This window comes from Arboricoccus pini (assembly GCF_900187945.1).
Lineage (GTDB): Bacteria > Pseudomonadota > Alphaproteobacteria > Geminicoccales > Geminicoccaceae > Arboricoccus > Arboricoccus pini.
The window spans coordinates 59,612-84,448 of record NZ_FYEH01000018.1; the positions used below are offsets into that span (position 1 = coordinate 59,612).

A 24,837-nucleotide genomic window follows, 5' to 3' on the forward strand; every position below is an offset into this window, starting at 1 on the left:
ATAGTCTTTGACGATATGTAGAGATGAATAGTGTAAATAACGTATTTGCACTATTTGTATGTGTGATTTAAACGGATCGGCAATGACCGCTCTCGCGACCCATCCGGCAAGCATGGCCGCCCCGGCGGCGCAGCGTACGCGGCGGTTTACCGCCTGGCGCCGTTTCGCTGCCCCGTTGGCTATCCTCGTGCTCTGGCAGATCCTGGCCAGCGCCGGGCTGATCTCGGCTCGCACCATGTCCTCGCCGATCACGATCGCCCACAGCTTTTACACGCTGACAGTAAGCGGCGAGCTCCTGCACCATCTCCTGGTCTCGCTTGCCCGCGTCGGTGTCGGCTTGGCGATCGGCGTTTCCGCTGGCGTTGTCTTCGCACTCATCGCCGGTCTCTCCAAGGCCGGCGAGGACACGGTCGATTCAACGCTGCAGATGGTGCGCACGCTGCCGCATCTGGCGCTCGTCCCGCTCTTCATTCTCTGGTTCGGCATCGGTGAAGTGCCCAAGATTGCGCTGATCGCCCTTGGTGCCGCCTTTCCGATCTATCTGAACCTCTTTTCCGGCATTCGCGGCGTCGACACCAAGATCCTGGAGGCCGCCAAGACCTTGGGTCTGAGCCGGATCGAACTCATCACGCATGTCATCCTGCCCGGCGCCCTGCCCTCGGCCCTGGTCGGACTGCGATACAGCCTGGGCGTGGCCTGGCTCAGCCTCGTCGTCGCCGAGCAGATCAATGCCTCCTCGGGCATCGGCTATCTGGTGATGACCGCGCGCGACTTCCTGCGCACGGACATCATCTTTGTGGGCCTCATCATCTATGCCGTTCTGGGCCTCCTGGCCGACCAGCTTGTCCGCGCGCTGGAGCGTCGCGTGCTGGTCTGGCGCCCGAGCTTCGTGAAGGACTGATCCGATGGCAGATCTGCTTGCCGCCAGCCGTCCGGTCGTGGACATTAAGGGCCTCGTCCGGTCCTTCGGCGGACCCAATATCCTGGACCGGCTCGATCTTCGGATCGGTGCCGGCGATTTTGTCGCCCTCCTCGGTCGCTCCGGCTCGGGCAAGTCGACCCTCCTTCGCACCCTGGCAGGGCTTGATCCCGTGACCGAGGGCGACGTCGCCGTTCCAAGCGAGCGGGCCGTCGTCTTCCAGGAACCGCGCCTCCTGCCCTGGAAGCGCGTCTGGCGGAATGTGACGCTCGGCCTGCGCGAGGCCAATGCCAAGGAGAAGGCGTTGGCCGCCCTGGCCGAGGTCGGGCTTAAGCATCGCGTTGATGCGTGGCCGCTTACGCTCTCCGGCGGCGAGGCACAGCGTACGGCGCTGGCGCGCGCGCTCGTGCGCCATCCGCAGCTCCTCCTTCTGGACGAGCCGTTCGCGGCGCTTGACGCGCTCACGCGCTTGAAGATGCAGGGCCTGGTCGGTGACCTCTGGCGTGTCCACCGTCCGGCCGTTCTCCTGGTCACGCATGACGTGGACGAGGCACTTCTCTTGGCCGACCGTGCCGTGGTCCTGGATCAGGGCCGCATCGCCGCCGACGTCGCGATCGACCTGGAGCGGCCACGCCGGCATGCCGATCCGCGTTTCATCGCGCTTCGTCAGCGCCTCCTGGGCGAGCTCGGCGTCGACGAGGAAGGGCATGAGCAGCAGCCCGGCCGGCGGAGCCAGCCGGCAGCGTCTCCCAGCGCCCATCCGGGTGATCGGGCGCCGCGCGGCGTGTTGCAGCCCGCAACCGCTGCCTGACAGCTGCGACTTTTCCAGCCAGGGCATTTGCGTCGCTGCCGATAGGCTCTAGCTTCCGGTCTGGCCGGCTTGACGATGGTCGGCCTGCGGGCGACGTCGGTCGCTCGTCTTCTTCGGGGCTCTGGCGATTTGCGCGACCATATTCTCTTCATCACCGGTCATCTGGCCGAGCCGCGCCTGCAGGCGGTGCTGGCCGGCATGAAAGAGCCGCCCTTCACCTACGATGTGCGCAATATCGGCGTGAAGGTGGCGGCCCTCATGACCGCCGAGATCATTGAGCGTCGTCTCAAGGATGTGACCGGCGCCACGCGCATCATGCTGCCCGGCCGCTTCAAGGGCGATCTCGACCGTCTGGCGGCGAGCTTCGGCGTGCCATTCGAGCGCGGACCCGAGGATGTCAAGGATCTGCCCTGGTTTTTTGGTCGGGCCGAGAAGACGATCGTCCTGGAGCGCCCAGGCACCCGGGTCTTCGCCGAGATCGTCGAGGCGCCGCAACTCTCGATCGAGGGCATTTTGGCGAAGGCCGCCTATCTGGTGGCCGAGGGCGCCGACGTGATCGATCTGGGCTCCCTGCCGGGAACGCCCTTTCCGCATCTTGAGGAAGCCGTGCAGGCGCTGGTGGCTGAGGGCTTTACCGTCAGCGTCGATTCGGGCGATCCGGCCGAGCTCATGCGCGGTGCCCGCGCTGGCGCATCCTTCCTCTTGAGCCTCGATGAGCGGAGCCTTGATCTTGCCTTCGAGACCGATGCCGTGCCGATCGTCATTCCGGCCGAGCATGGCGAGCTCAGCGGCCTGAAGCGCTCGGCCGAGCGCCTCATCAAGGCAGGTCGTCCCTTCATGCTGGACCCCATCCTCGATCCGATCAACATGGGCTTCACACCGTCGCTGGTTCGCTATCACGAGATGCGCCAGGCTTTCCCCGAGGCCGAGATGCTGATGGGTGTGGGCAACCTTACCGAGCTGACGGACGCCGATACGACGGGGATCACAACGCTCCTCATGGCAAGCTGCGTCGAGCTCGCGATCAGGAACGTGCTGGTCGTGCAGGTGAGCCCGCATTGCCGTCGTGCCGTGCGCGAGTGTGACCGCTCCTGGAAGATGCTGACCGCCGCCCATCGCGATGCCACCATCCCAACGGGCTACGATACCTCGATGCTCTGCCTGCGCGACCGCCTGCCATTCCCCAACACGCCGGCGGAGATCGCGGAGAGTGCGGCACAGGTGACCGATCGTAACTACCGCATCGAGGCCGCCAAGGACGGCATCCACATCTACAACAAGGAAGGGCACCACCAGGCGGAGGATCCCTTCGATCTCTACCCGGCCCTGGCCCCGTCACTCGAGGGCGATGCCGGCCACGCCTTCTATCTGGGCGTCGAGTTGGCAAGGGCGCAGATCGCTTTCCAACTGGGCAAGCGCTACGCACAGGACGCTCAATTGCGCTGGGGCTGCGCCGTTGACACCCCAGATGAGGACAGCGTCCACCAAAAGGAGCTGGGTGCTACCATGCAGGACAGGAAGGCCAAGCGCTGATGCCTTTTATTCGTGAGAGCGTCATCGTCACGCTGAACGCCTTGGGCGAACCGCATGTGGCACCGCTCGGCATCATCGAGGATGGTCAAGATCTCATCATCGCCCCGTTCCGGCCGTCCCGGACGCTGGACAATCTGGTCCGCACGCGGGTGGCCACGATCAACTACCTGACCGACGCCCGCGTTTTTGCCGGCCTCGTCAGCGGCCGTTGTGTCGATTGGCCCCTGGTGCGGACGCGGGATTGCTATCGGCTGGAGGCAGCGCTCAGTCACGAGGAGATCGAGATCTACGACATCGTCGCGGACGAGACGCGGCCGCGTTTTTATTGTCGCAGCCGGATGGTCTTCACGCACCGCCCCTTCATGGGCATGAATCGAGCCGAGGCCGCGGTGCTTGAGGCGGCCATTCTCTGCACGCGGCTGAAAATGCTGCCCAAGGACAAGGTGAAGGCGGAGATGGCCTATCTTGAGATCGCGATCGGCAAGACAGCCGGCCCAGCCGAGCGGGAAGCCTGGGGCTGGCTGGTCGAGATGATCGCCGATGCCGGGGCCACGGCATGAAGTCCTTTTTAGGCCGCCCGGCGATGCTGGCCAGCGTGGCCGACCTGGACGAGGCGATGGTCGCCGTTGAGCAGGGGGCCGACCTCGTCGATCTCAAGGACCCGACGAGAGGGGCACTCGGCGCCTGGCCCGTGGAGTCCGTAAGGGCAGCCGTGGAGGCCCTGGGCGATCGCGCCCTTCTGAGTGCCACCGTCGGCGACCTGCCGGTCGACCCGGAAAGCCTTGTCGAAGCCGCCCGACGGATGGCGGCAACCGGCGTTGCCATCGTCAAGATCGGTTTTTTCGCCGCCTCGGCGAGCCTGGACGAATTGGCGGCGGCGGTGCGCGCGCTGGCGGCGGTCACGGCTGAGGGAACCCGTCTGGTTGCCGTCTTGATGGCGGACCAGGAATTGCACCTGCCACTCCTGCCGATGCTGGCGAGCGCCGGCTTCAAGGGTGCCATGCTGGATACGGCCGACAAGGCCGCGGGCCCGCTCTCCCGCCATCTGTCGGCGCCGGCTTTGGCCGATTTCGTCGACCGTGTCAGACGGCTCTCCATGCTCTGCGGCCTCGCGGGCTCGCTGCGCCAGTCCGACATCGCCCCGCTCGCGGCCCTCGCACCTGATTATCTGGGCTTTCGTGGGGCGCTTTGCGGCGCCGGCCGCACCAGCCGGCTCGATCCCTTGAAGCTGGCGGCCATACGTCAGGCGGTGCGCGCCGCCAGCAATCGCGCCACGGCTACGGCCGGAAAGCAGGTGGCGACGGATGAAATGCCGACGTCATCCTCAGCCGGCATCAGGCTCGCCGCCGCCAGATAGGGCCGACCGGCGCGCCTTGCCAGGCGTTCGACCAGGGCCGCGCCCGCCCCGGCCCCCAGCAGCGGTGCGTTCGCCGGCAGGGGGGTGCGTCCCAATATCTGCGCCATGCCCTCCTCGACCGCGCAAAGCTGCCGATCGGCGAAATAGCGCGCCACCTCGTCCCATTGTGCGCTGTCGAGATCGCCGGCATCGCGTCCCACCATGCGGGCCAGCCGCTGCCGGCTGGCAGCCTTGGACTTGGCACCACCGTCGGCCGCGGGATGCTGGTCCGCCGCTTCGTCCAGCACGTCCAGTAGCCGCCAGATATCGGCCGTTGTGGCGAAGAGCTCGGCCATGACACCGCTCCAGCGGCCGGCCACGGGGGCCCGGGCCGCCAGCGCCATCAGCGGCGTGCGGGTGAGACCCACATAGACGAGCTCGCCCGATTCCAGCCGGTCGGCATCGCTTTGCGCGTCGGTTTCGACAAGGCCGGCGCGAAGCACCAGGATATCCGTCGTCGTGCTGCCCATGTCGATGAACAGCCCAGCCGGCACCAGGCCGGCGACGGCGGTGGCGCTTGCCAACCAGTTCATCGAGGCGGCCAGGAGCGGTGCCCTCAGGACGGCCTCGGGCGTCAGCAATCCCGATCGGCCGGCATAGACCAGGAGCCGTCCCGGCGGCAGCAATGCGGCCATGTGCGCCGTCAGGCTGGCGACGCCGCTCGCCCGGTCGGGGAACAAATCGGCAAGCTCGCCCGTCATGGTGAGCGCCACCCGGTCGATCGGCCCCGCGCCCTTGGCGAGGGTCGCCAAGGCATCGTCCAGCCTGTCCAGGCCGCGCCAGAGCTGGCAGGCGGCCTGGGCCGCGTGGACGCAAACACCGTCCGGTCGGAGCTGGGCCAGTTTCAGATGCGCGCCCCCGAGATCGAGCCCGGTCAAAAGCTCACTCATCGACGCGTACCATCTGCGCTTTCACCTGCAAGGGTCGGCGGAGTTCGGCCAGCGGTCGCTCGGCCAGTGCCAGCAGCTCTGCCATCGGATTGATGCCCAATGCCCGGTGGAGCGCCGCATAGGCGGTTGTCGGTCGGGGATTGACCTCGATCACGACGGGCCCGGCAAACGTGTCTATGAGATCGACGCCGACGAGCCCCCAGAGCCCCGGCATCGCCCGGGCGATGCGTCCTGCCAGGGTCTCCATCGCCGGACGCTTCTGCTCCGCCCCACCGACCAGCAGGCCATCGAAGACGAAGCGCTCGGCTTCCATGCGGACGAGCTGCCGGTTGGCTGTCAGCAGCCACGCCTCACCTTCGGCACAAAGGAGAGTCAGGCTGAGCGGCACGCCTTCGACCAGGGGCTCGAGGATCATGTCTGGAAGGTCGGGAACGATGCTGCCGGCGCGAAGCAGGCCGGTAGCCAGGCAGCCAGCGCCAAAGCGCGGCTTCAAGACGAGGTCGTGCACCAGGGCGTGGCCGGCCTCGGCGATCCGTGTGGCCGGCACGGCCAGGCCCGCCTCTCCCAGCAAGAAGCTGGTCGCGAGCTTGTCGGCCGCTATTTCGAGCGCTTCGGGCCTGGTTCCCAGCAGAAGACGTCCCTGTACCAGGGCACGGCGATAAAGATCGACCAGCTCCGGCTCGCCTTCGGGGCCGATCGGCAGGAAAAGCGGGCTCGCCTCGACGATCGACGTTAATCGCGCCATCGCGGCCTCGCGGTCCGCCGGGAGGAGGACCGGCATCAAGGTGCCGGGGCCGACGCCATCCGGCAGGTGTGGCGACGGCGCGCGCGGGTCGATCGGCAGGACGACCGTACGGCCCAGGGCCAGAAGGTCGCTGAGCAGCCCGTCGCGCATCATCTGGCCTTCGCGTAAAAGCGAGGACGGCAGGTCGGTGCCGCTCATGCCGCCGCCAGTGATCCATTCGAGGAGGCAGATCGTGGGCGAGGCCAGGTTCAAGCTCATTCCGGTGATCGATCTCATGGCTGGTCAGGTCGTGCGCGGCATCGGCGGCAAGCGGGATCTCTACCGGCCGATCCAGTCCAGGCTGGTGCCTGGGTCGGCACCCTTGGAACTGGTGGCGGCACTCCTGGACCTCCATCCGTTCGAGCGGCTCTATATCGCCGATCTCGATGCCATTCAAAGCCAGGGTGGCCACGAGTCTGTGGTCGAGGCGCTGGCGGCGCGCTTTCCATCGCTGGAACTTTGGTTGGACGCCGGCTGCTCGACGCCCGAGGCGCTGGCCCGGCAGCGCCGTCTGCCCCACACGGTCTGCGTTCTCGGCAGCGAGAGCCAGCAGGATACGGCGCTGGTCGAGCGGGCGGGTGCCGAGTGGATCCTGTCGCTGGACCAGAAGGAGGGCCGGCCCCTCGACCCGGCAGGCCTGTTCGCCCGACCATCGCTCTGGCCAGCGCGCGTCATCGCCATGGCATTGGGCAAAGTGGGCTCCGATGCGGGCCCGGATCTGCAAGGGATCGCCGATCTCCGGTCGCTGGCTCCGGACCGCCAGATCTTTGCCGCCGGCGGCGTGCGGCACGAGGGCGACATCGAGGCCCTGATCAGTGCATCTGCCGCGGGTGTCCTGCTGGCCAGCGCCTTGCATGACGGCCGGCTATCTTCAGCGACGCTCAGTCGCCTTGCCGCCGTAGCCTGAGAATGGTTGCGCTTCGCCAGGACATGAGAAAGGCCCGGCATCGTCGCACCGACACCGGGCCTCGTTCGTCGATCTGGGACAAAAGCCAAGGTCCATAGCTTTGGATGTGGACTAAGCTTGAGCGACTATGTCGCTCAGCGACCCAGACCTAGGAACCGGAGCAGGGACTGCCACAAGCCTGTGCTCTGTTGAGCCGCCGGTGTCGCCGGCCGGGCCGGGCCGCTACCTTGAGCCACACGTGGTGGCTCAGGTGGCGGGGTCGGCCGCTGCTGCGGCTGTTCAGCCGCAGTGCCGGTCGCAAGTGGAGCCGCTGGTTCCTTTCAGTTAGGCGAGAAGGGGTGCTTTGCACTGTCCTTCTTGGCGACGACCTCGGACGCGGTCGGCGTGTTGGCAACCGCGCGCTCGATCGAGAGCTTGGTGGCCGCATAGTTGTAGTCGTGGATCTTCTGATCGTCGTCAGCTTCCCAATGGATGAAGACGCCGACCGAGATGAAGAGGTCATCTGCTTCAGCCAGCGGAATCGTGCCCTCGGCCAGCGCGTCGGCGACGGCCTTGGCAACGCCGTGCTGGGCCGGGCCAAACATCTGAACCGCCTGCTTGGCGTCCTTGATGGTGACCTTGTTGAACATGACAGTCGCGGGCTTCACCATGAGGTTCGGCTCGAGCACCGCCAGAAGGCCGTTGACGCCTTCCTTCTGATTCGTCAGCGTGTTGACGAATGCAACTTCGGCGGCGCTGCCGCGCGGGCCGATGATGAGGTCGATATGGGCAACTTCGTTGCCGTCACCGACAAGGGCCTCGCCCACGAGTACACGGTCGATCTTAGGCATGGTGTGCCTCCCGCTCGCAAAAGATTACTAAACACAAAGGGGGAGATACCGGTGAAGCGGTCCGGCAGCAATGGGTAGGGGGTCGGCTGCTTTGTCGCAAGGGCGACATTTCAACCCGCCAGCGATGCCGCGAATCGTACGGCCACGGTGAGATCCGCACTCGTGCCGGGGTTGATCTGGCGCCGCTTCAGTTGCGTATCGAAAGTTAGAAGTGCTGCTTCGAAGGCTGCCGGATTGGATGCCGCCAACAGCTCGGCACCAAGGTCGGCCGCCTCGATGCGGACGATCTCAGCTAGGCGCTGGCCGTGCTTGCGCGCCACATGCGTATCCGGCTGGCGAGAAAGAAAGCCCATATAGACGCCGGTCAGCGCCCACTCGGGCGTCCAGCCGCGCCGCTCCAGCCGCTGCAGGAGCGCGCGGCCCTGGCCCAGGACATCGCTGAAATCGTTGGCATAGTTCCAGGCGATCCGGTCGCGTCCAGCCGCCAGCCGCATGGCGTCGACAAGGCCAAGCTTAGGGGCCGAGTGCACGTCTTCCTCGGGCGTCTCGCCAAGGCCGCCAGGGTTCGCAAGGCGGATCGCCGCATAGACGGCCTGGGCGTCGGCCTCGTCCAGGGACGCCAGAACGGCCTTGAGACCGGCGTCCAGATCGCCTGCCATCTCGGCCGCCTTGGCCAGCGGCGCGCAGAGCAGGAGAATGCCCAGATTGGTATTTTGCCCCACGGCCGCGCGTGTGGCCTTGACGGCCTCGAGGATGCGCTGTCCCACGGTAGCGCCAGCCTCGCCGATCGCCGGTGCCGAGGCCTTGGCGCTCCGGGCGAAATCGTCCAGGGTCATCCGATGGCCGTCGGCCCAGCGATGCACATTGCCGGGCTTGAGCGCCTGCAGTTCGGCGAGGCACGCCGCCTCGAAGGCAGCTTCGATGCGCGTCATGGTGTCAGGCGGCGGCTGAAAATGCCGGAATGCGGCTTAAGAGCGCAGCGGCGATTTCACCGGCGATATCGATCTCGACGACGCTTTGCAGGCCCTGCCAGGCCGGCATGGAGTTCACCTCGAGGACGTAGAGCTGGCCGGTCGCGTCGCGAATGAGGTCGACACCCGCATAAAGGGCACCGATCGCCTCGGCGGCGCGAACGGCAAATGCGCCCAGAGAGCCCTCGGGTAGGACAGCCTCAGGCACGCCGCCCTGCTTGACGTTGGTGATCCAGCTCTGGCTCTGGCGCCGCATGGCAGCCACGGGCCTGCCGTCGACGACGAAGACGCGGAAATCCTCAAAGCCGCGCCCCGTCTCGACGAAGCGCTGGAGATAATAAACGCCGTCGACGGCCTCAGGCGGCGGCAGGTCATCCATGGCGGCCAGGAGCTTCAGGCCCTTGCCCTGTGAGCCGAAAAGCGGCTTTTGCACCAGCTTGTGACCGGCCGCCAGCTCCAGCCGCAGGCGTTCGCTCGCTTGCTCCGGGTCCTCGAGCGCCCAGGAGAGCGGCACCGGCAGACCGGCTGCCTGGAGGAGGAACGTGGTGTGCGCCTTGTCGACGCAGCGCTCGATGGCGCGCGGGGCCACCGCCACGGGCACGCCCAGGGCATCCAGCGCGTGGAGGATGGAGAGCCGCAAGGTCACCTGCTCGAAGCTGCCATCCGGGATGGAGCGCACCAGGACGGCGTCCGGTAGCCGGCGATGCGGACCGAGCGCCAGGCCGGACGGGCCGTCGACGGCAAAGCCGCAGCGCTCGAACGCCAGGGCCTTGGCGGTGGCGCCCTTGGCGGTGAAGGCCCGGACAAGCTGCTGCTTGTGCCAGCCGGCCGCACCCAGAAGGAGGACGAAGGGCGAGGCATCCTCGGCCGCCCCGGCTGCGCTCGGGCTCACGTCAGTTCTCGAAGGAGCGGGCCAGGAGATCGGCGTCGAGCTTGCCGCCCTTGAAGGTGCGGCCCGTCTCGAGCGCGGTCACCAGGACTCGGGCCGGGCTGAAGAGCATGCCGTCGATCTTGTAGAAATCGAAATTGGCGGCCTGGAAGACCTCCTTGAAGGGCTGGCCGTAATCGTTGGAGGCGGAGCTGGGCAGCTTCTTTGCCAAGTCCTCTGCCTCGCTCTCAGGGCCGGTGACGAATAGATGCGCCTCGCCGCCGAAGAGCACGGCGTCGTTGGTGCGGCCCATGGCGGTGAGGAAATCGGGCGAGGGCGGGGCAAGCGGCGCCCTGGCGATGCCGTCGACGACGCGCTCCAGCGGGAAATGGAGCGTGTGGACCTTGTGGAGGGCCACCTCGAGCACGCGGCTGACGATCTGCACCGAGCCCGCCAGGCTCGTGGTGGGCGTGAGCACGAAGGTCAGCGCATCGACCGGCAGGCCGCAATCTTGCGCCACCTGCGCGATCAGGGCATCGGGCGGGACTTTGTCGGTCTCGAGGACGAAGACGGCGGTCTCGCTTTCGTCCCGGTAGCCCAGTTCCTTGAAGAGATCCTCCTTGGCGGCGCGTGCCCGGCCGGGACCGGAGGCCATGGCGAAATAGGCACTCTCGCCCTCGCCGTGGCTGAGGCTCCAGCCGGCATACTGACTGGCAAGGCAGGCCAGTACCGGCTTGGCCGTCATGACGTTGACCTGGAAGGGCCAGTCGGCGAAAGGCGAGCCGCCGGAAAGGCTGACGGCACCGACACCGCCCATGCAAAGCTCGGCGATGATGCGTCCGGCTTCGAGGCCGCCAGGATGCAGGATGCCGGCATCGATGATCGTCGCACCCTCCTCGCTCTCGCTGACGCCCAGGCCCAGCGCCGGGGCGCCGGACACGAGTTCCTCGACGATAGGCTCGGCGAATTCGCCGATCGGGGGCCATTCCTGGCCAAGATTGGCGCTGGCGGACATTGCTATCGCTCCTCGGTCATCCATGCGGGCGTCGGCCCGGACGTTGTTTTAGTCATCATCCTGCCGTCATCAAGCGACAGTCGGCCGCGCAGATGCCGGACGATGCGTCGGCGCCGTTCACCAAGCTCGATCCTGACGGCGGCAGGATCGCTGCCCGTTGCGCGAACGGTGCAGATCGGCCAGCCGCGCTCGACCACGGTTCCGGCGGGGCCGCGATCGGCCGCCCAGTCGGGCCAGTCGTCGGCCGGGAGATGCAAGGGCCGCCTTGCATAGACGATGCGGCTGCCGGCGGCGCGAGAGGGAGAAAGTCTGGGCAGGCCCTCGGCCAGGGCCGCGTCGGGGTCCATGTGCAAATCGATGAGGGGTGATCCCTCCAGGAGGCGGTCGAAGATTTCGAGCGACGCGCCGGGCCTTGGATTGAGCTCGAGAAGATGAAAAATGTCACCCGCCACCAGGAAATCGGCGCTGGCGAGGCCCCTGAGACCCAGGTCCAGGGCCGCCAGCCTTGCCGCCCGGGTCATCCCTGCTTCCAGGGTAGGCGGCAGGCCAAGGGGGGCGACGAGACCGACGAAGCGCCGCTTGCCGCTGGCATGCTCCTCCACCCATTGCTCGCTCCAGCCGAGAATGGCGGCCTCTGCCTTGCCGCACAGAAGAAGGGCCGAGACGGGCCGGCCCGCTACGCGGCGCTGGAAATAGCGGCCCGGCCGTGCCCGCTTGCCACGAGCCGGGCGGACATGGCCCGCACCCGTTCCACCTACGCCCTTGGCCAGCCAGGCCGACGGATCGGCCGGCGCCTCCAGCATGGTTGACGGATGGGGTATGCCCAAGGCGCGGAGCCGCGCGGCGAAGAAGAGGGGATCCTTGCAGTTCGCCACCGCCTGGGCCCTGGTACCGGTCTCGGGCCTGCCTGCCTGCAGCCGGGCTAGAAGGCTTGGATCATGCTCGAGCCCGCCGCCCCAGATCAGCGGGACATCGACAGGGGCCAAACGGCTGGCCGCCGCCAGAAGAGCATCGGGCTCGAAGCGAAGGCTCGCGTCCGAGGGGACGATATCGGCCGCCTCGGCCGCGGCCAGCATGTCGGTGTCGCCAAAGGCATCGAGCACGAGGGGGCGGTAGTCGGCACGTCTGGCCGCCTCGGCCAATGCCCTGCCGGACGTGGCGACGATCAGGACCTGTCCCTTTGCCCCCGCCATCCTCGAGGCCCCCTCAATCCGCTCCCGCCGACGCAGGGTAGGCGGGATGCTCGTTGTTAGACGCCGGCGTGCCGGCGTGCGGCCTCGAGCGATTCGGCCACGCCCGCATAGAAGCGCTCGGTGCCGCTGCGCATCTTTTCCAGCAATTCGTGCTCGGTCTTGAACTTGACGTTACCGATGGCGAGGGCGCCCACGCCGACGCCGTTGGTGCCGGGGATCGGCGTGCCGTCGGCGAAGGCGTCCAGGCCCTCGACGCCGGCCGGCGGCACGGCGTTGACGTCGACGGCGACCTTGAGCTTGCTCGCCGTCTTGAGGTTTGCCGCCGACACGATCTGCTGACCGGCGGGCCCGGCCGAGAGGATGATGTCGGCCTTGTCGATGAGGGCTGCCTTCTTGGCCTCGTCGCTGCCGTCGGCACCAGCGAGAGCTACGCCAAAGCGCTCGCCGAAGGCATCGGCGCGGGCCGACACGCGCTGCAGGCCATCATAGCCGACCAGCGTCACCTTGGCGCCCGACTGCGCCGCCATCAGGCCGGCGATGCTGCCGACGGGTCCCGTGGCGCCGAAGACGACGACGTCCAGACCGTTCAGCGTTAGGTTCTTGGCCTTCAGGTGCTTCTCGGTGATGGCCACCATGCCGGCCGCCGTCGTGAAGGCGCCCGAGGGGTCGGTCATGACCGAGATTTCGAAATGCGGCTTGACCATTGAGTTCTTGGCCCGATCGAACATGTCGAAGGCCAAGAGCGGATCGCGGCCGCCGATCAGGACAGCCGTCAGGGCGCCGTCTTCCGGTGCCCGGCTGAAGATCGCGTCCTGGACCAGAGCCTGCACTTCCTTGAGGTCGACATCGGTATAGGGAACGATGACGTCGAAGCCCGAATCGGTCGCCATGTTGACGTCGAAGGGGCTCACATTCTTAAGCGGCGTAATGAAGTGCAGGATCGCGCGCTTCTGGGTCATGGGTCTGACTTCCCGGTCAATAGCATTAACTGGCTGGAATGATGTCTCGCACGGGCGTCCAATGCGGGTAAAGGCTCGCCACGTCGCAGGGCGCTAAGGTCGCATCGCGGGCATTGTCCCGACCTGGATGCGCGCGCCTTCGTTTCGACCCTGCACGATCACAATCTCGAGGGCGGGCCATTGGAAGCGTAGCTGGCCTGCCAGGGCCTCCGCCCGCTCGGGCGAGTCCACGAGCGCAAAGCCGGTGGGTCCCCAGGAGCTTTGCCCCACCCCGGCAATGCCCAGGGCTTCAAGCCCGGCCAGCGCGGCCGCGACGTCGGGGCTCGTGAAGCGTCCGCCTTGTGCCGGGGCGAAATGATCGCCGACCCGCCTTTGGATATGGCCGATTGCCGGGCCGGCCAGCGTGAGGTCTGCTCGGGCGATGCCGGGCAGGAAGGCCATCACCGCGTGTCGGCAGAGATCGCCCGCCGTCTCGGCCGGAAAAGGCGGGAGGTTTTTGAAGGCCTGACGTTCCGCCGCGCCGGAGAGGCCTTCGCGCCGGCCATCCATGAGGAGGATGATCCGCCAGCTCGTGGGAAAATCGACGCGGCCGATGACGGGGGGCGGATCGTCGTCGGCTCCCTTGCCGCCATCCAGGATGACGCCGCCCGAGAGAAAGGCGCCGATGCCGATCCCGGACCGCGCACCCCGCTCCAGGCCGCGGGCGGCCTCGAGGAGGTCCAGGGGCTGGCCGGCGAGGCGGGTGAGGGCACACGTCAGGGCCAGGCCCAATTGAGTGCCGGAGCCAAGGCCGCTATGGGCCGGAATCACGGCTTGAAGGGTGACCCTGACGGGTGGCAGGCCCGGGAGGCGCCGGCGAAGGTCGGGCAGCATGACCGCGATCCGCGCTGCCTCGGGGCCGCTGATCTCGTCGTCGGGGCCGGGGATCGATGTGGCGACCAATCGCGTCGAGAGCCCGTCGATCGCGACGCCGAGGCTGCCGAAGCGTCGGCCTAGACCGCCGTTCAGGTCGAGGAAACCCAGATGAAGCCGGGCTGGCGCCTCGACGACGACCTGGTCGATGCTTGAGGTGTCGGCGGTCCGAACGCTTGTCTTGCTCATGATCTGTGGAAGATGGGCAGCGCCGCCTTTTGTCAAGGCGGCAGGTCAACATGGGTAGAAGCGACGAAACGCCACCGACCCTTTAACCGGCAGGCAAGAGCCGCTAGGTTCTCATCGGGATAGGGCGTTGCGAGCCGTCACCACCCGGGATGAACCGGGTCATCGCAGGGCCTCCAGATCCGCAGCGCCGCAAGGCGGCCGGGTCGGTGATGGGAGGATGGCCTTGAGCCCACGCGAAAGGTCCAAGACATATGAGATCGCCGAGGTGGAGGCAAAGCTCCAGGCCGAGCTGCCGCATTGGTATTTCGAGGATGGCTGGATCAGACGGCATTACCGGACGGCGGGCTGGAAGAGCACGCTCATGGTGATCAACACCGTCGGGCATCTGGCCGAGGCCGCCTGGCATCATCCCGACATCACCGCGTCCTATGCCTGGGTCGAGGTGCGGCTCATGTCGCACGACGTCAAGGGCATCACCGATCGCGATTTCGCCTTGGCGCGCAAGATCGAGGAGGTCGTGCACTGGCAGCCAGGGCTCGAAGGGCAAAGCCTGACAGGAACCCCTGATGGTGACCAGCGCTTTGCCTACATCAAATACGACAAGCCCAAGGCCTGATGATCTTGTCCGGGCTTATCATTGACCCTTTGCAGCGGGTTCATTCATGACCGAGCAGTCAGACGCGGCCATTCGGCATGAAGGCGTCGTCTCACCCTTCAACGCCCTGGGTAGTGACGACCTTGTCGTCGAGGCGCGGGGAACGCGGCTGGCCGTCGTTGCCGGCGGCGATCCACTTACAACGCCCCTTTTCGAGGCGGAACTCGGCCCGACATCCCCCCGGATCGGCGGCAAGGAAGCCAGCCTCGCCGAGGCGGTCCATGCCGCGGCCGAACTCCTGGGCAAGGCGCGCTTTCCCCTGATCGGTGGCCTCGAGACCGACACGAACGGCATGCGCGCTGCCTTGAAGGTGGCCGAGCGCGTGGGTGGCGTTGTCGACCACGCGGCGTCCGGTCCGCTGCTGGCGACGATCCGGGTCATGCAGACCGGCGGCAACGTCATGGCGACGCTGGCCGAGGTCCGCAACCGTGCTGATCTCGTCCTTTTCGTCGGCACGGATGCGGCCTCCTTGATGCCGCGCTTCTTTAAGCAGGTGATCTGGCCAGAGCAGCGCCTGCCCGGCACCGGGACGACGCGTCGGCTCGTCTTCCTGGGCGATGGCCTCGATCCCAAGGTTGGCGTAGCACCGGATGGCACGCTGCCAACGCACCTTCCCTGCGCCACGGACCGGTTGGTGGAAGCGGCAGCTGTTCTGCGCGCCCTGGTCGAGCGGCGCGCGGTCCGCGGCGAGACGCCAGCCGGCCTGCCATTGAGCGATCTGGAGAAGCTGGCGGCCGATATCCGCGAAGCTCGTTACGCTATCATCGTCTGGGCTGCGTCCCAGTTGCCTGCCGAGGACGCGGAGCTGACGATCAGCAGTCTCTGCGAAATGTTGAAAACGCTGAACCAGGCGCCATCGCCATCGCCCGAATCGAGCGATGGTCAGGCCGGTCCGGGTGGCCGGGCGCTGGGGCTGGCGCTGACGGGGCCAGGCAACAGCATCGGCGCCAATCAGGTCACGGCCTGGAGCTGGGGCGTGCCGATCCGCACTTCCGTGGCGACGGGTGCGCCGGTCTACGATCCGGACGGCTACGCCACCGAGGCGCTGCTGGCGAGCGGCAGGGCCGATGCCCTTCTCTGGATCGCGAGTTTCATGGATCGGCCGCCGCCCAAGGGCGTGCCGACGATCGTTCTCGGCCGGGCGGGCGCGACCGCCGAGGCCGACATCGTCATCCCTGTCGGAACACCCGGCCTCGACCATGCGGGCACTGTTTTCCGTACCGATACGGTCGTGGCCCTGCCGGTCGGGCAACTGCGCGAGAGCGGCCTGCCCAGCGTCGAGCAGGTGCTGAACGACATCTTGACGGCCCTTGGGAAGAAGCCCGTTGCGGAGGACAAGGCCTGATGCTGACCAAGCTTGCTGGCGGTCGCGTCTTCGACCCGATCAACGATGTGGATGGCGAGGTTAAGGACCTCTTCATCGAGGATGGCCGTTTCGTCGAGGCACATGCGGGCAAGACGCCCGATGAGGTGCGGGACCTTTCCGGCAAGGTCCTGATGGCGGGCGGCATCGACATGCACAGTCATATCGGCGGCGGCAAATTCAATATTGCCCGCATGCTGATGGCCGATGAGCATCGAAACCAGGTGTTCCACGAAAACGGGGCCTGCCGCTGTGGCTCGGGCGAGGCCACGCCCTCGACTTTCCAGACCGGCTACGCCTACGCCAAGCTCGGCTACACCATGGCCTTCGAGCCGGCGATGCTGCCGGCCAATGCGCGCCAGGCGCATCTCGAGATGGGCGATATCCCCATTCTCGACAAAGGCGCCTACGCGCTCTTGGGTTCGGATGATCTGCTCCTGTCGATGATGCGGGAGGAGAAGGGCAAGGATGCGATCCGCGACTATGTCGCCTGGACGCTCGAGACCTCGCAGGCTTTGGCGATCAAGGTCGTCAATCCGGGCGGCATCTCGGCCTTCAAATGGGGTGCCCGGCGGCTGAATCTCGATGAGAAGAACCCCTATTACGAGCAGACGCCGCGCAAGATCCTGACGACGCTGGCCGACGCCTTGACCGAGCTTGGCGTGCCACATCCGGTCCATGTGCATGGCTGCAACCTGGGCGTACCCGGCAACGATGAGACGACGCTCAAGACAATCGAGGGCATGGAAGGCCGGCGGATTCATCTGACGCATCTGCAGTTCCATTCCTACGGCAAAGAGGGCAAGCGCGGCTTCTCCAGCGGTGCGGCCGCCATCGCCGAGGCGGTCAACAAGAATAAGAATGTCAGCATCGATGTCGGGCAGGTGATGTTCGGCCAGACCGTGACGGCCTCGGGCGACACGATGAGCCAGGTGCGGACCAGCCGCTTTGCCGATCCCAAAAAGTGGGTCGCCATGGACATCGAGTGCGACGCGGGCTGCGGCGTGCTTCCCTTCCGCTACAAGGAAAAGAACTTCGTCCACGCGCTGCAATGGGCGATCGGGCTCGAGCTTTTCCTCATGATCGAGGATCCCTGGCAGATCTTCTTGACCACCGATCATCCGAACGGGGCGCCCTTTACGACCTACCCGCATCTCATCCGTCTCCTGATGGACAGGGATTTCCGCAATGACCGCTTGCGGGCGCTGCCCAAAGCCACACGCGAGATGTCGAATCTCGAATCGCTGACGCGCGAATATACGCTCGCCGAGATCGCGACGATCACCCGGGCGGGGCCGGCGCGTATTCTGGGCCTCGACAAGGAGCACGGTCATCTTGGCGCGGGTGCGCGAGCCGACCTTACGGCTTATCGCGACGATCCGGATCGCGAGGCCATGTTCAATGAGCCGGAATTGGTCTTGAAGGCTGGTCGCCGCGTGGTCGAGAAGGGGGTGATCGACCCCGAGGCCGCCGGGATTGTCGGTGCGACCCATGTTGTCAGGCCAGGCTATGATCGTCTGATCGAGCGTCATATCGGCCGGTTCGTCGAGGATTTTCGCGGCATGCGCCTTGGAACGGTCAAGCTCAGCGACGCCGAGATCGAGGCGGACGGCAAAGGCAGCCTTGTCTGCCATGCATGCGGCGGAGTGCACTAAGCGATGGAACTTAACGGCGTCCACATTGAGGACACCTTCGCCGAAGCCTTTCCCATGGCCGGCACGCGCCTCATCATCACGGCCGAGACGGCCGCCTGGGCCATGACGGCCGCCACGACAATGACTGGCTTTGCGACGTCGGTCATCGCCTGCGGCTGCGAAGCCGGGATCGAGGGGCCGTTGGAGCCGACGGAGACGCCGGATGGGCGGCCGGGCGTGGCCGTCCTCCTCTTCTCTTTCTCCAACGACATGATCAAGCAGCAGTTGACCAATCGCGTCGGCCAGTGCGTCCTGACCTGTCCGACCACCGCCTGCTTTTCGGGGCTGGACGGCGAGACGCGCGTGCCGCTTGGCGACGGCATGCGCTATTTTGGCGACGGCTTCCAGATTGCCAAGCAACTGGCGACCAGGCGATTCTGGCGCGTGCCCGTGATGGATGGCGAGTTCGTCATCGAGGACCAGGTGGGCGTGGCGCCAGGTATTGGCGGCGGCAATTTCCTCATCATGGCGACCGACCGTAGCGCTGCGCTGGCGGCGGCCGAGGCGGCGATCAAGGCGATGCGCGGGGTTGCCGGCGTGATCATGCCCTTCCCCGGCGGCATCGTCCGCTCGGGCTCGAAGGTTGGCTCGAAATACAAGGCGCTGCCCGCTTCCACCAACGACGCCTATTGCCCGACCATTCGTGGTCAGACGAAGACGGCCCTGCCGCCCGAGGTCGAGGCGGTCCTGGAGATCGTCATCGACGGCTTCAGCGAGGCGGCGATCGACGAGGCCACCATTGTCGGCATCAAGGCCGCCTGTGCCGGTGGTCGGGCCGCAGGCGTGGTCGGGATCACTGCCGGCAATTATGGCGGTAAGCTCGGCCCTTATCATTTCCATCTGCACAAGCTGTTGCGGGAGGCCGGCCAATGAGCGGGCTCGAGCTCACCTGGAAGGGCGGCGCCGGCGGCCCGCCTTTAGACGCCTCGGCGCTGCAGCCGGCCATTCTGGAAAAGCTTACCGGGTCGCATCTTTCGGGCCTGCTGCTCCAGCACGGTAACAGGCGCGTAAAGCTGGGGGATCTTTTCGCGATCCAGGCGAAGGGCGAGGCCGGCATCCTCGTCATCAAGGCCGCTACGGACTGCTTCGACGGGCTGGGGAAGGGCATGTCCGGCGGCGCGATTCGGGTCGAGGGTGATGTCGGCGATTTCCTGGCCCAGGACCTCGTGGATGGATCGATCGAGGTTTCAGGGAGTGCCGGCCGTTATCTGGCGACCGGTATGCTGGGCGGCCGGGTCAGGCTGGGCGGCGATGCCGGCGACTTTCTGGGTGCGGCCTTGCCAGGCAGCCGGTTCGGCATGCAGGGTGGTGCCGTGAGCATCGGGGGCTCGATCGGCCGCCGGGCGGGCGATCGCATGCGGCGCGGCCTGGTCGCGGTGGACGGCGATGCTGATACCTATCTGGGCGCCCGCATGATCGGCGGCACCTTTGTAGTCGGCGGCAAGGCCGGGCGACATGCCGGCCTGTCGATGCGCCGCGGCACGCTGGTGCTGGCCTCGCTGGCCGGAGAACCGCTGGCGACCTTCAGCGATGGCGGGGCGCACGACCTTCCATGGCTGCACTTGCTGACGGCGGAATTGGCCGGGATCGGCAGCCGCCAGGCTGCACTGGCCCTGCGTCGCACTCGTTTCACCGGTTGCGCTGCCGCAGATGGCAAGGGTGAGATCCTGCTGGCCTGAATTCGGTCGGGCGCTGGCTGCGGAATCAGATCGGCGCCATGCAAAATTACCGAGGATTAGCGCAGCCTCGTAGCCGTCCCGCAAGCAGTCTTGAGTCTGCAGCGATGCTGAATCGGATCGCTTGGTTGCGATAATCGCATCTCGCTGGTCGAATTTCTGGGCCTCGTCGCCCCATGTCGGGCCGTATGGGGCGACCGGAAGGGGCAGCCATGCGATTTGATGCCGGTGGATACGATCTGCTGCATGGCATCCGCAATTTCCGCTTGAAAGCAGGTGGCACGACATGATCGGCGCTATTGCCACAAGTGGTGCTTTGCCGCAGGGGCGTAATCTGGCATTTGCTGCCGAACGGTTGCAATTCTGCCCGTCGGAATTTGCGTTTTTTGCCGCTTTTGAAGCGGAATAATCGTAGGGAGGAAAAATGCCCCTTCGTGCAAGGCGTCTGGCCGCAATTTTGTCGCTCAGCGTCCTCGGCTTTGGCCTGATGGGTGACCTCGCGGTCCGTGCCGAAGATGCCAAGCCCGCCGCTGCCGCCAGTGACGATGACGACAAGCCCTACAAGATCATCGACGGCAAGATCGATTTCGGCACCTTCAACGGCTACCGCCGCTTCGGCGACAACTGCGCCCGCTGCCACGGCGAGACCGCAGATGGCAGCTCGTTCGCGCCCAGCTTGGTCGACCGGCTAAAGACCTTCGGTTACGATCACTTCACCGAGGTCGTGATCAACGGCAAAACAGAGAATGTGGGCGGCGTGCAGTACGTCATGCCCTCGTTCGGCAACAACCCGGATGTTGCCGAGAACATTGACGATATCTATGCTTGGGTGAAGGGCCGATCGGACGGCGCCATCAAGCCGGGCCGGCCCGATCATCTCGATAAGGCTGATCCCCGCAACAATAAGTGATTGGGGAGCAATGACACGGCTGACCGCGCGCTTCAGCAGGGCACGGGCGCTCTGTTCGTCGACGGCTCTGGCGGCCGTACTTTGCACGACCGGCCTGGTGGTGTTGATCGCGTCGCCCGTGCGCGCCCAGACGGCTATGGGAGAGCTCGTTGACCGGTCGGCCTTCCGGGTCTGCGCCGACCCGTCCTATCTCCCCTTCTCGGATGACCAGGACGGCGGCTTCGAGAACAAGCTGGCCGACCTCTTCGCCCATGAGCTGGGCGTGCCTGTCGCCTATACCTGGTATCCACGCAGCCAGGGCTTCACGCGGGTAACCTTGCGGTCGCGCAATTGTGACGTCGTCATGGGCGTCGTCAGCGGCGACGACCAGATGCAGAGCACCAACCCCTATTACCGCACGACCTATGTGCTGGTTTATCGGCAGGGTGAGGAAGCGCGCTTCGGGTCGATGGACGCGCCGGGGATGGCCACCGGCAAGATCGGGTACGTCGCCGGCACGCCGCCCTCCAACCTTCTCCTGAAGCGTGGCTTGCTGGCACACGCCACCTCCTATGCCCTACTGGTCGACACGCGTGTCGATAATCCCGGCCGGGACATGGTGGCCGACCTTGCTGCCGGTAAGATCGATGTGGCGCTCCTCTGGGGGCCCATCGCCGGCTACTGGGCCAAGCAATCCAAGGTACCCTTGGCGCTGACCCCGATCCCGAGCGATCCGCGCGCCGGCGAGCGCATGGACTATCGCATCGCGCTCGGCATCCGGCGCAACGAGCCTACCTGGAAGCACGACCTGGAGCGGCTTCTCCGGCGGCTCCAGCCGCAGATTACAGCCATTCTCACGGATTATGGCGTGCCACTTTTGGATGCTCAGGGCAACCTGATCGACCCGAAGTCGGTGCCACCCGTGGCCGCCAAACCCGCTGAGATGGCGGCGGCCGAGCCCGAGGGTTACCGAGACGAGAATTATCGCGCGCCGGTGCCTGCCACGCTCAAGGGCGCGACGGTTCTGGACGTCCGGGGGCTGAGCGAGCTGATGGAAAAGGAGCGACCCGTTCTGGTCGACGTGCTGCCACGGCAGCCCAAGCCCAAGGATCGCAGCCCGGATCAAGTCTGGGTGGAGCCTAAGCGGGAGGACATTCCCGGTTCCTACTGGCTGCCCAATACGGGCTTTGGCTTCCTGCCCAAGGCGACGAAGGATTATTTCGCCGAGGCGCTCGCCACCTTGACCAAGGGCGACAAGACGACACCCTTGGTCTTCTATTGCGATCCCAATTGCTGGATGTCCTGGAACGCCGCCAAGCGGGCCTTGAGCGAGTTCGGCTATCAGCGGGTCTACTGGTTCCCGGGCGGGGCGCAGGGCTGGAAGGACGGAGGCAACGATCTGGCCAACGCCACCATCTTCGAGGCCGCCGGCCAGGGTGCCCAGAACTAACTGGCGAGCTTCACTGCCGCGAGGATACGAAAAAGGCCCGGTCGTTCGCGACCGGGCCTTTCTTTTCGTCGCAGCAGGTGATCGAGGGAGGCCGGAGCCTCCCTCGGCCGCGCCTACTTGCCTGGCAGGGTGAAGACGGTGAGCTGGCCACCAAGCTGGGTGTAGCTGGCTAGCGAGCGGTAGGCGCCGACCGCGCCCAGGCCCTCGGTACCGCCCTCGAGGCCAGCCGCAAGACCGATACCGGCCCAGCCGCCAATGCCTGAATAGACGGCGATGTACTGCTTGCCCTTATGCTCGTAGGTCGTGACGTTGCCGATGATCCCGGACGGGGTCTTGAAGCGGTAGAGCTCCTTGCCGGTCTTGGCATCGACGGCCTTCAGGTAGCCCTCAAGCGTGCCGTAGAAGACGACGTCGCCTGCTGTGGACAGGGCGCCCGACCAGACCGAGAAGGGTTCGTTGATCGTCCAGACGCGCTTGCCGGTCGTCGGATCCCAGGCGGCGAAGGCGCCAAGATTCGTCTGGCCTGGAGGCGGGAACATGGTCAGCGTGGCGCCGACATAAGCCTGACCCGGGGTGTAGGACACCTTGTAGGGCTCGTAGTCCATGCAGACATTGTTGAACGGCACATAGAACATGCCGGTCCGCGGGCTGTAGGACGCAGGCTGTTGGTCCTTGATGCCCAGAGCCGAGGGGCACACACCCTTGGTGTTGGTATCTTCGCCGTTCTGCGCTGTCGAGAATTTCGGATCGACGACTGGACGCCAGTTGTCTTCCTTCTTGATGCTCTTGGCCCAGTTGACGAAGTCGAACGTCCTGTCGACGCGGATGGGCACGCCGGTCGTCCGGTCGACGATATAGGCATAGCCGTTACGATCGATGTGGAAGATCAGCTTGCGATCTTTCCCGTCGATCTTGGCATCATAGAGGATCATCTCGTTGACGCCGTCATAGTCCCACTCGTCGTGAGGCGTCATCTGGAAGACCCACTTGGCCTTGCCGGTATCGACGTCGCGGGCGAAGATCGTCATTGACCAGCGATTGTCACCCGGACGCTGCGAGGGATTCCAGGTCGAGGGATTGCCGGTGCCGTAGATGATCGCGTTCTGCTCGGGATCGATCGAGAACCAGCCCCAGGTGGTGCCGCCGCCGATCTTCCACTGGTCGCCATCCCATGTGGCCGTGCCGCTATCCTTGCCGACCGGTTTGCCAAGCAGCGTCGTCTTGTCGGGATCGATCAGCGTGTCGGAATCGGGGCCCATCGAATAGCCGCGCCACGCCCGCGAGCCGTCCTTGAGATTGTAGGCGGTCAAATGGCCACGGACGCCAAACTCACCACCGGCGATGCCCACATAGACCTTGTCTTTGTAGATCACCGGCGAGCCGGTCATCGTTTCACCTTTGGAGGAGTCGCCGTTCTTGACGCTCCAGACGACTTTGCCGGTCTTGGCGTCGAGCGCCACGACGGTCGTGTCGGCCTGGTCCAGGATGATCTTGCCGTCGCCGTAGGCCACGCCGCGATTGACGGTGTCGCAGCACATCACCGGGATGACGCTCGGGTCCTGCTGCGGTTGGTACTTCCAGAGAATGCGGCCTTCCTGGTTCAGATCCAGGGCGTAGACCGTGTTGGGGAACGGCGTGTGGACATACATGACGTCGCCGATGATCAAGGGGCCACCCTCGTGGCCGCGCAGGACACCGGTCGAGAAGGTCCAGGCAGGCTGGAGATCCTTGACGTTCTTGGTGTTGATCTGGTCCAGCGCGCTATAACGCCAGTTGGCGTAATTGCCTGCCTGCTGTGCCCAGACCTTGGGATCCTTCTCGAGCTTCAAGAGCTCGTCGTTTGCCAATGCTGGCATGATCCCGAGGGTCAGTGCTGCAACGGCGCACGCCGTTCCTGCTGCGATCTTCTTCACCGCTTGCCTCCGTTAAGAACCGATCACGTTCCGAACGCACCATGGAGCTCAATTCGTGCTTGTTTTGCAACGAACCCCATTGCGGTCCACACCTGCCTCGCCCTCCTGCGACGCGGTTGGTGGGTTATGCCGTTCAGCCCGACCTCGATACAGGATAGGCACGCTTTCAAATTCTGACAAGCAAGTCGGGAAAAACTGCCGACGTTATTGAGCGTGCCGCGACGTCGTTGTGCAACGCAGCAATTATTGCCCGGATTTTGTTTCCTGGGCATTTGAAGGAACCTGTTCGTAATGGGACAGACTGCAGGGCCTGAACTATGTGACATCTGGTTGCGGTGCCCTCGGGCACGGCGGCCTCAGGGCCGGATACGGTTGCGCGTCTGCTCGAGCAGCGGAACGGCGCGGCCCGCATAGACTTGTAATTTGCGCAAGATCACGCGGCAGCGGTCGACCCGCTCGTCTCGCATGCAAAAGGTCAAGAGATCGTCCGCCAGTTCCTCGAGCAGCGGGGTGTGCGGGCGCTTCGGCCATTCGACCGTCAGATAAGAGAAGACCGAGTCGTAGTTCAGGCAGGCTTCAAGGCCGCCGCCCTTGTAGCCGTCCGATTGCCGCCACATCTCGACGCTGACCTCGACCGGTTGCGTGTGTCCGCGTTCGTGCGGAAAGACGCCGAGTTCCATCTCGACGACGAGTTTCTCCAGGGCAACCCGCTCGTAGTTCCTCTCAAGGTCGATCATATATGTACCCTCCCAGCCGCTCTGCACGCCGCGATTGCCTGGATGGGCCCTACCTCGTACCGGGCCGATACTCCAGGCGCGTCAACATGTCGCGACGGCCCTTTCTCGGCGTCATGGCGACGGCCGGGCTGGGTCTTGCCGCCCGGCCGCGCGAGGCGGCAGCGGCGTTCCCCCTTGTGGAAATCGCACCCGGCGTTTTCGCGCACCAGGGGGCGCAGGAGGATTTCTCGGCGGCGAATGAGGGCGGCATCGCCAATCTTGCCCTCATTCTCGGCAAGGAGCG

25 protein-coding genes and 1 pseudogene are annotated in these 24,837 nt (G+C 65.7%); 15 read left to right on the top strand and 11 right to left on the bottom strand.

Annotated features, from left to right (window positions below; translation table 11 throughout):
- Window positions 1-112: 112 nt before the first annotated feature.
- The 5 genes from CFB17_RS17550 (at window position 113) to CFB17_RS17570 (ending at window position 4,620) form a co-directional block, all read left to right on the top strand.
- Window positions 113-901, top strand: coding sequence for an ABC transporter permease subunit (locus CFB17_RS17550; protein WP_243389937.1), 789 nt, complete (start codon window positions 113-115; stop codon window positions 899-901).
- A gap of 4 nt (window positions 902-905) precedes the next feature.
- On the top strand, window positions 906-1,730 hold the full coding sequence (locus CFB17_RS17555) for an ABC transporter ATP-binding protein (protein WP_088562874.1): 825 nt from the start codon (window positions 906-908) through the stop codon (window positions 1,728-1,730).
- 75 nt (window positions 1,731-1,805) lie between these two features.
- The gene (locus CFB17_RS17560) at window positions 1,806-3,263 is read left to right on the top strand and encodes a DUF6513 domain-containing protein (protein WP_243389938.1); all 1,458 of its coding nucleotides are present in this window, start codon (window positions 1,806-1,808) and stop codon (window positions 3,261-3,263) included.
- The gene (locus CFB17_RS17565) at window positions 3,263-3,823 is read left to right on the top strand and encodes a DUF447 domain-containing protein (RefSeq protein WP_088562875.1); all 561 of its coding nucleotides are present in this window, start codon (window positions 3,263-3,265) and stop codon (window positions 3,821-3,823) included. The genes CFB17_RS17560 and CFB17_RS17565 overlap by 1 nt, the downstream gene beginning before the upstream one ends.
- Window positions 3,820-4,620, top strand: a complete 801-nt coding sequence (locus CFB17_RS17570; protein WP_088562876.1) for a (5-formylfuran-3-yl)methyl phosphate synthase — start codon at window positions 3,820-3,822, stop codon at window positions 4,618-4,620. Before CFB17_RS17565 ends, CFB17_RS17570 begins: the two co-directional genes overlap by 4 nt.
- Here the strand turns inward: CFB17_RS17570 and CFB17_RS17575 are convergent.
- Window positions 4,506-5,549 (bottom strand): hydantoinase/oxoprolinase family protein, encoded by a 1,044-nt coding sequence (locus CFB17_RS17575; protein ID WP_088562877.1) that lies wholly within the window; start codon window positions 5,547-5,549, stop codon window positions 4,506-4,508. The two genes, CFB17_RS17570 and CFB17_RS17575, sit on opposite strands and share 115 nt — an antisense overlap.
- The gene (locus CFB17_RS17580) at window positions 5,542-6,552 is read right to left on the bottom strand and encodes an ATP-grasp domain-containing protein (RefSeq protein ID WP_207762169.1); all 1,011 of its coding nucleotides are present in this window, start codon (window positions 6,550-6,552) and stop codon (window positions 5,542-5,544) included. Before CFB17_RS17580 ends, CFB17_RS17575 begins: the two co-directional genes overlap by 8 nt.
- Between CFB17_RS17580 and CFB17_RS17585 the strand changes: the two genes are divergently transcribed.
- On the top strand, window positions 6,527-7,240 hold the full coding sequence (locus tag CFB17_RS17585) for a HisA/HisF-related TIM barrel protein (RefSeq protein ID WP_207762170.1): 714 nt from the start codon (window positions 6,527-6,529) through the stop codon (window positions 7,238-7,240). The genes CFB17_RS17580 and CFB17_RS17585 overlap by 26 nt on opposite strands.
- Window positions 7,241-7,560: 320 nt before the next feature.
- Here CFB17_RS17585 and fae read toward each other — a convergent pair whose 3' ends face one another.
- The 7 genes from fae to CFB17_RS17620 all read right to left on the bottom strand — a co-directional run bounded on the left by fae (window position 7,561) and on the right by CFB17_RS17620 (window position 14,177).
- Window positions 7,561-8,070, bottom strand: coding sequence for a formaldehyde-activating enzyme (gene fae, locus CFB17_RS17590; RefSeq protein ID WP_088562879.1), 510 nt, complete (start codon window positions 8,068-8,070; stop codon window positions 7,561-7,563).
- Between the two features lie 110 nt (window positions 8,071-8,180).
- Window positions 8,181-9,002, bottom strand: coding sequence for a triphosphoribosyl-dephospho-CoA synthase (locus tag CFB17_RS17595; protein ID WP_088562880.1), 822 nt, complete (start codon window positions 9,000-9,002; stop codon window positions 8,181-8,183).
- Between the two features lie 4 nt (window positions 9,003-9,006).
- Window positions 9,007-9,933: an ATP-grasp domain-containing protein gene (locus tag CFB17_RS17600; protein ID WP_243389935.1), complete on the bottom strand. Its 927-nt coding sequence runs from the start codon at window positions 9,931-9,933 to the stop codon at window positions 9,007-9,009.
- A gap of 1 nt (window position 9,934) precedes the next feature.
- On the bottom strand, window positions 9,935-10,924 hold the full coding sequence (mch, locus tag CFB17_RS17605) for a methenyltetrahydromethanopterin cyclohydrolase (RefSeq protein ID WP_088562881.1): 990 nt from the start codon (window positions 10,922-10,924) through the stop codon (window positions 9,935-9,937).
- Window positions 10,925-10,926: 2 nt separating this feature from the next.
- Window positions 10,927-12,117: an ATP-grasp domain-containing protein gene (locus CFB17_RS17610; RefSeq protein WP_088562882.1), complete on the bottom strand. Its 1,191-nt coding sequence runs from the start codon at window positions 12,115-12,117 to the stop codon at window positions 10,927-10,929.
- A 56-nt stretch (window positions 12,118-12,173) separates the two neighbouring features.
- On the bottom strand, window positions 12,174-13,076 hold the full coding sequence (locus CFB17_RS17615) for an NAD(P)-dependent methylenetetrahydromethanopterin dehydrogenase (RefSeq protein ID WP_088562883.1): 903 nt from the start codon (window positions 13,074-13,076) through the stop codon (window positions 12,174-12,176).
- 93 nt (window positions 13,077-13,169) lie between these two features.
- The gene (locus CFB17_RS17620) at window positions 13,170-14,177 is read right to left on the bottom strand and encodes a GHMP family kinase ATP-binding protein (protein WP_088562884.1); all 1,008 of its coding nucleotides are present in this window, start codon (window positions 14,175-14,177) and stop codon (window positions 13,170-13,172) included.
- A gap of 217 nt (window positions 14,178-14,394) precedes the next feature.
- Between CFB17_RS17620 and CFB17_RS17625 the strand changes: the two genes are divergently transcribed.
- The 8 genes from CFB17_RS17625 to CFB17_RS17655 all read left to right on the top strand — a co-directional run bounded on the left by CFB17_RS17625 (window position 14,395) and on the right by CFB17_RS17655 (window position 21,904).
- Window positions 14,395-14,793 (top strand): 4a-hydroxytetrahydrobiopterin dehydratase, encoded by a 399-nt coding sequence (locus tag CFB17_RS17625; protein WP_088562885.1) that lies wholly within the window; start codon window positions 14,395-14,397, stop codon window positions 14,791-14,793.
- A gap of 46 nt (window positions 14,794-14,839) precedes the next feature.
- Complete coding sequence (locus CFB17_RS17630) at window positions 14,840-16,177, top strand: formylmethanofuran dehydrogenase subunit B (RefSeq protein WP_088562886.1); 1,338 nt, start codon at window positions 14,840-14,842, stop codon at window positions 16,175-16,177.
- Window positions 16,177-17,850 carry a formylmethanofuran dehydrogenase subunit A gene (locus CFB17_RS17635; RefSeq protein WP_088562887.1) on the top strand — a complete coding sequence of 558 codons (1,674 nt, stop codon included), beginning with the start codon at window positions 16,177-16,179 and terminating at the stop codon, window positions 17,848-17,850. The genes CFB17_RS17630 and CFB17_RS17635 overlap by 1 nt, the downstream gene beginning before the upstream one ends.
- A gap of 3 nt (window positions 17,851-17,853) precedes the next feature.
- A complete protein-coding gene (fhcD, locus tag CFB17_RS17640; protein WP_088562888.1) occupies window positions 17,854-18,762 on the top strand; it encodes a formylmethanofuran--tetrahydromethanopterin N-formyltransferase in 909 nt (302 codons plus the stop codon).
- A complete protein-coding gene (locus CFB17_RS17645; RefSeq protein ID WP_088562889.1) occupies window positions 18,759-19,568 on the top strand; it encodes a formylmethanofuran dehydrogenase subunit C in 810 nt (269 codons plus the stop codon). The genes fhcD and CFB17_RS17645 overlap by 4 nt, the downstream gene beginning before the upstream one ends.
- Window positions 19,569-19,851: 283 nt before the next feature.
- Complete coding sequence (locus tag CFB17_RS19870; protein ID WP_279311758.1) at window positions 19,852-19,974, top strand: hypothetical protein; 123 nt, start codon at window positions 19,852-19,854, stop codon at window positions 19,972-19,974.
- Between the two features lie 15 nt (window positions 19,975-19,989).
- Window positions 19,990-20,475: a c-type cytochrome gene (locus CFB17_RS17650; protein ID WP_088562890.1), complete on the top strand. Its 486-nt coding sequence runs from the start codon at window positions 19,990-19,992 to the stop codon at window positions 20,473-20,475.
- Between the two features lie 10 nt (window positions 20,476-20,485).
- Window positions 20,486-21,904: a quinoprotein dehydrogenase-associated putative ABC transporter substrate-binding protein gene (locus CFB17_RS17655; RefSeq protein ID WP_088562891.1), complete on the top strand. Its 1,419-nt coding sequence runs from the start codon at window positions 20,486-20,488 to the stop codon at window positions 21,902-21,904.
- A 113-nt stretch (window positions 21,905-22,017) separates the two neighbouring features.
- On the opposite strand, the gene CFB17_RS17660 is transcribed toward CFB17_RS17655, so the two are convergent.
- Both CFB17_RS17660 and CFB17_RS17665 read right to left on the bottom strand, forming a co-directional pair.
- The gene (locus CFB17_RS17660) at window positions 22,018-23,760 is read right to left on the bottom strand and encodes a methanol/ethanol family PQQ-dependent dehydrogenase (protein ID WP_088562892.1); all 1,743 of its coding nucleotides are present in this window, start codon (window positions 23,758-23,760) and stop codon (window positions 22,018-22,020) included.
- A gap of 413 nt (window positions 23,761-24,173) precedes the next feature.
- Window positions 24,174-24,554, bottom strand: a complete 381-nt coding sequence (locus CFB17_RS17665; protein WP_088562893.1) for a dihydroneopterin aldolase — start codon at window positions 24,552-24,554, stop codon at window positions 24,174-24,176.
- 86 nt (window positions 24,555-24,640) lie between these two features.
- Here CFB17_RS17665 and CFB17_RS17670 point away from each other — a divergent pair.
- Window positions 24,641-24,837, top strand: a pseudogene (locus tag CFB17_RS17670) (quinoprotein relay system zinc metallohydrolase 2); the annotation flags it as partial.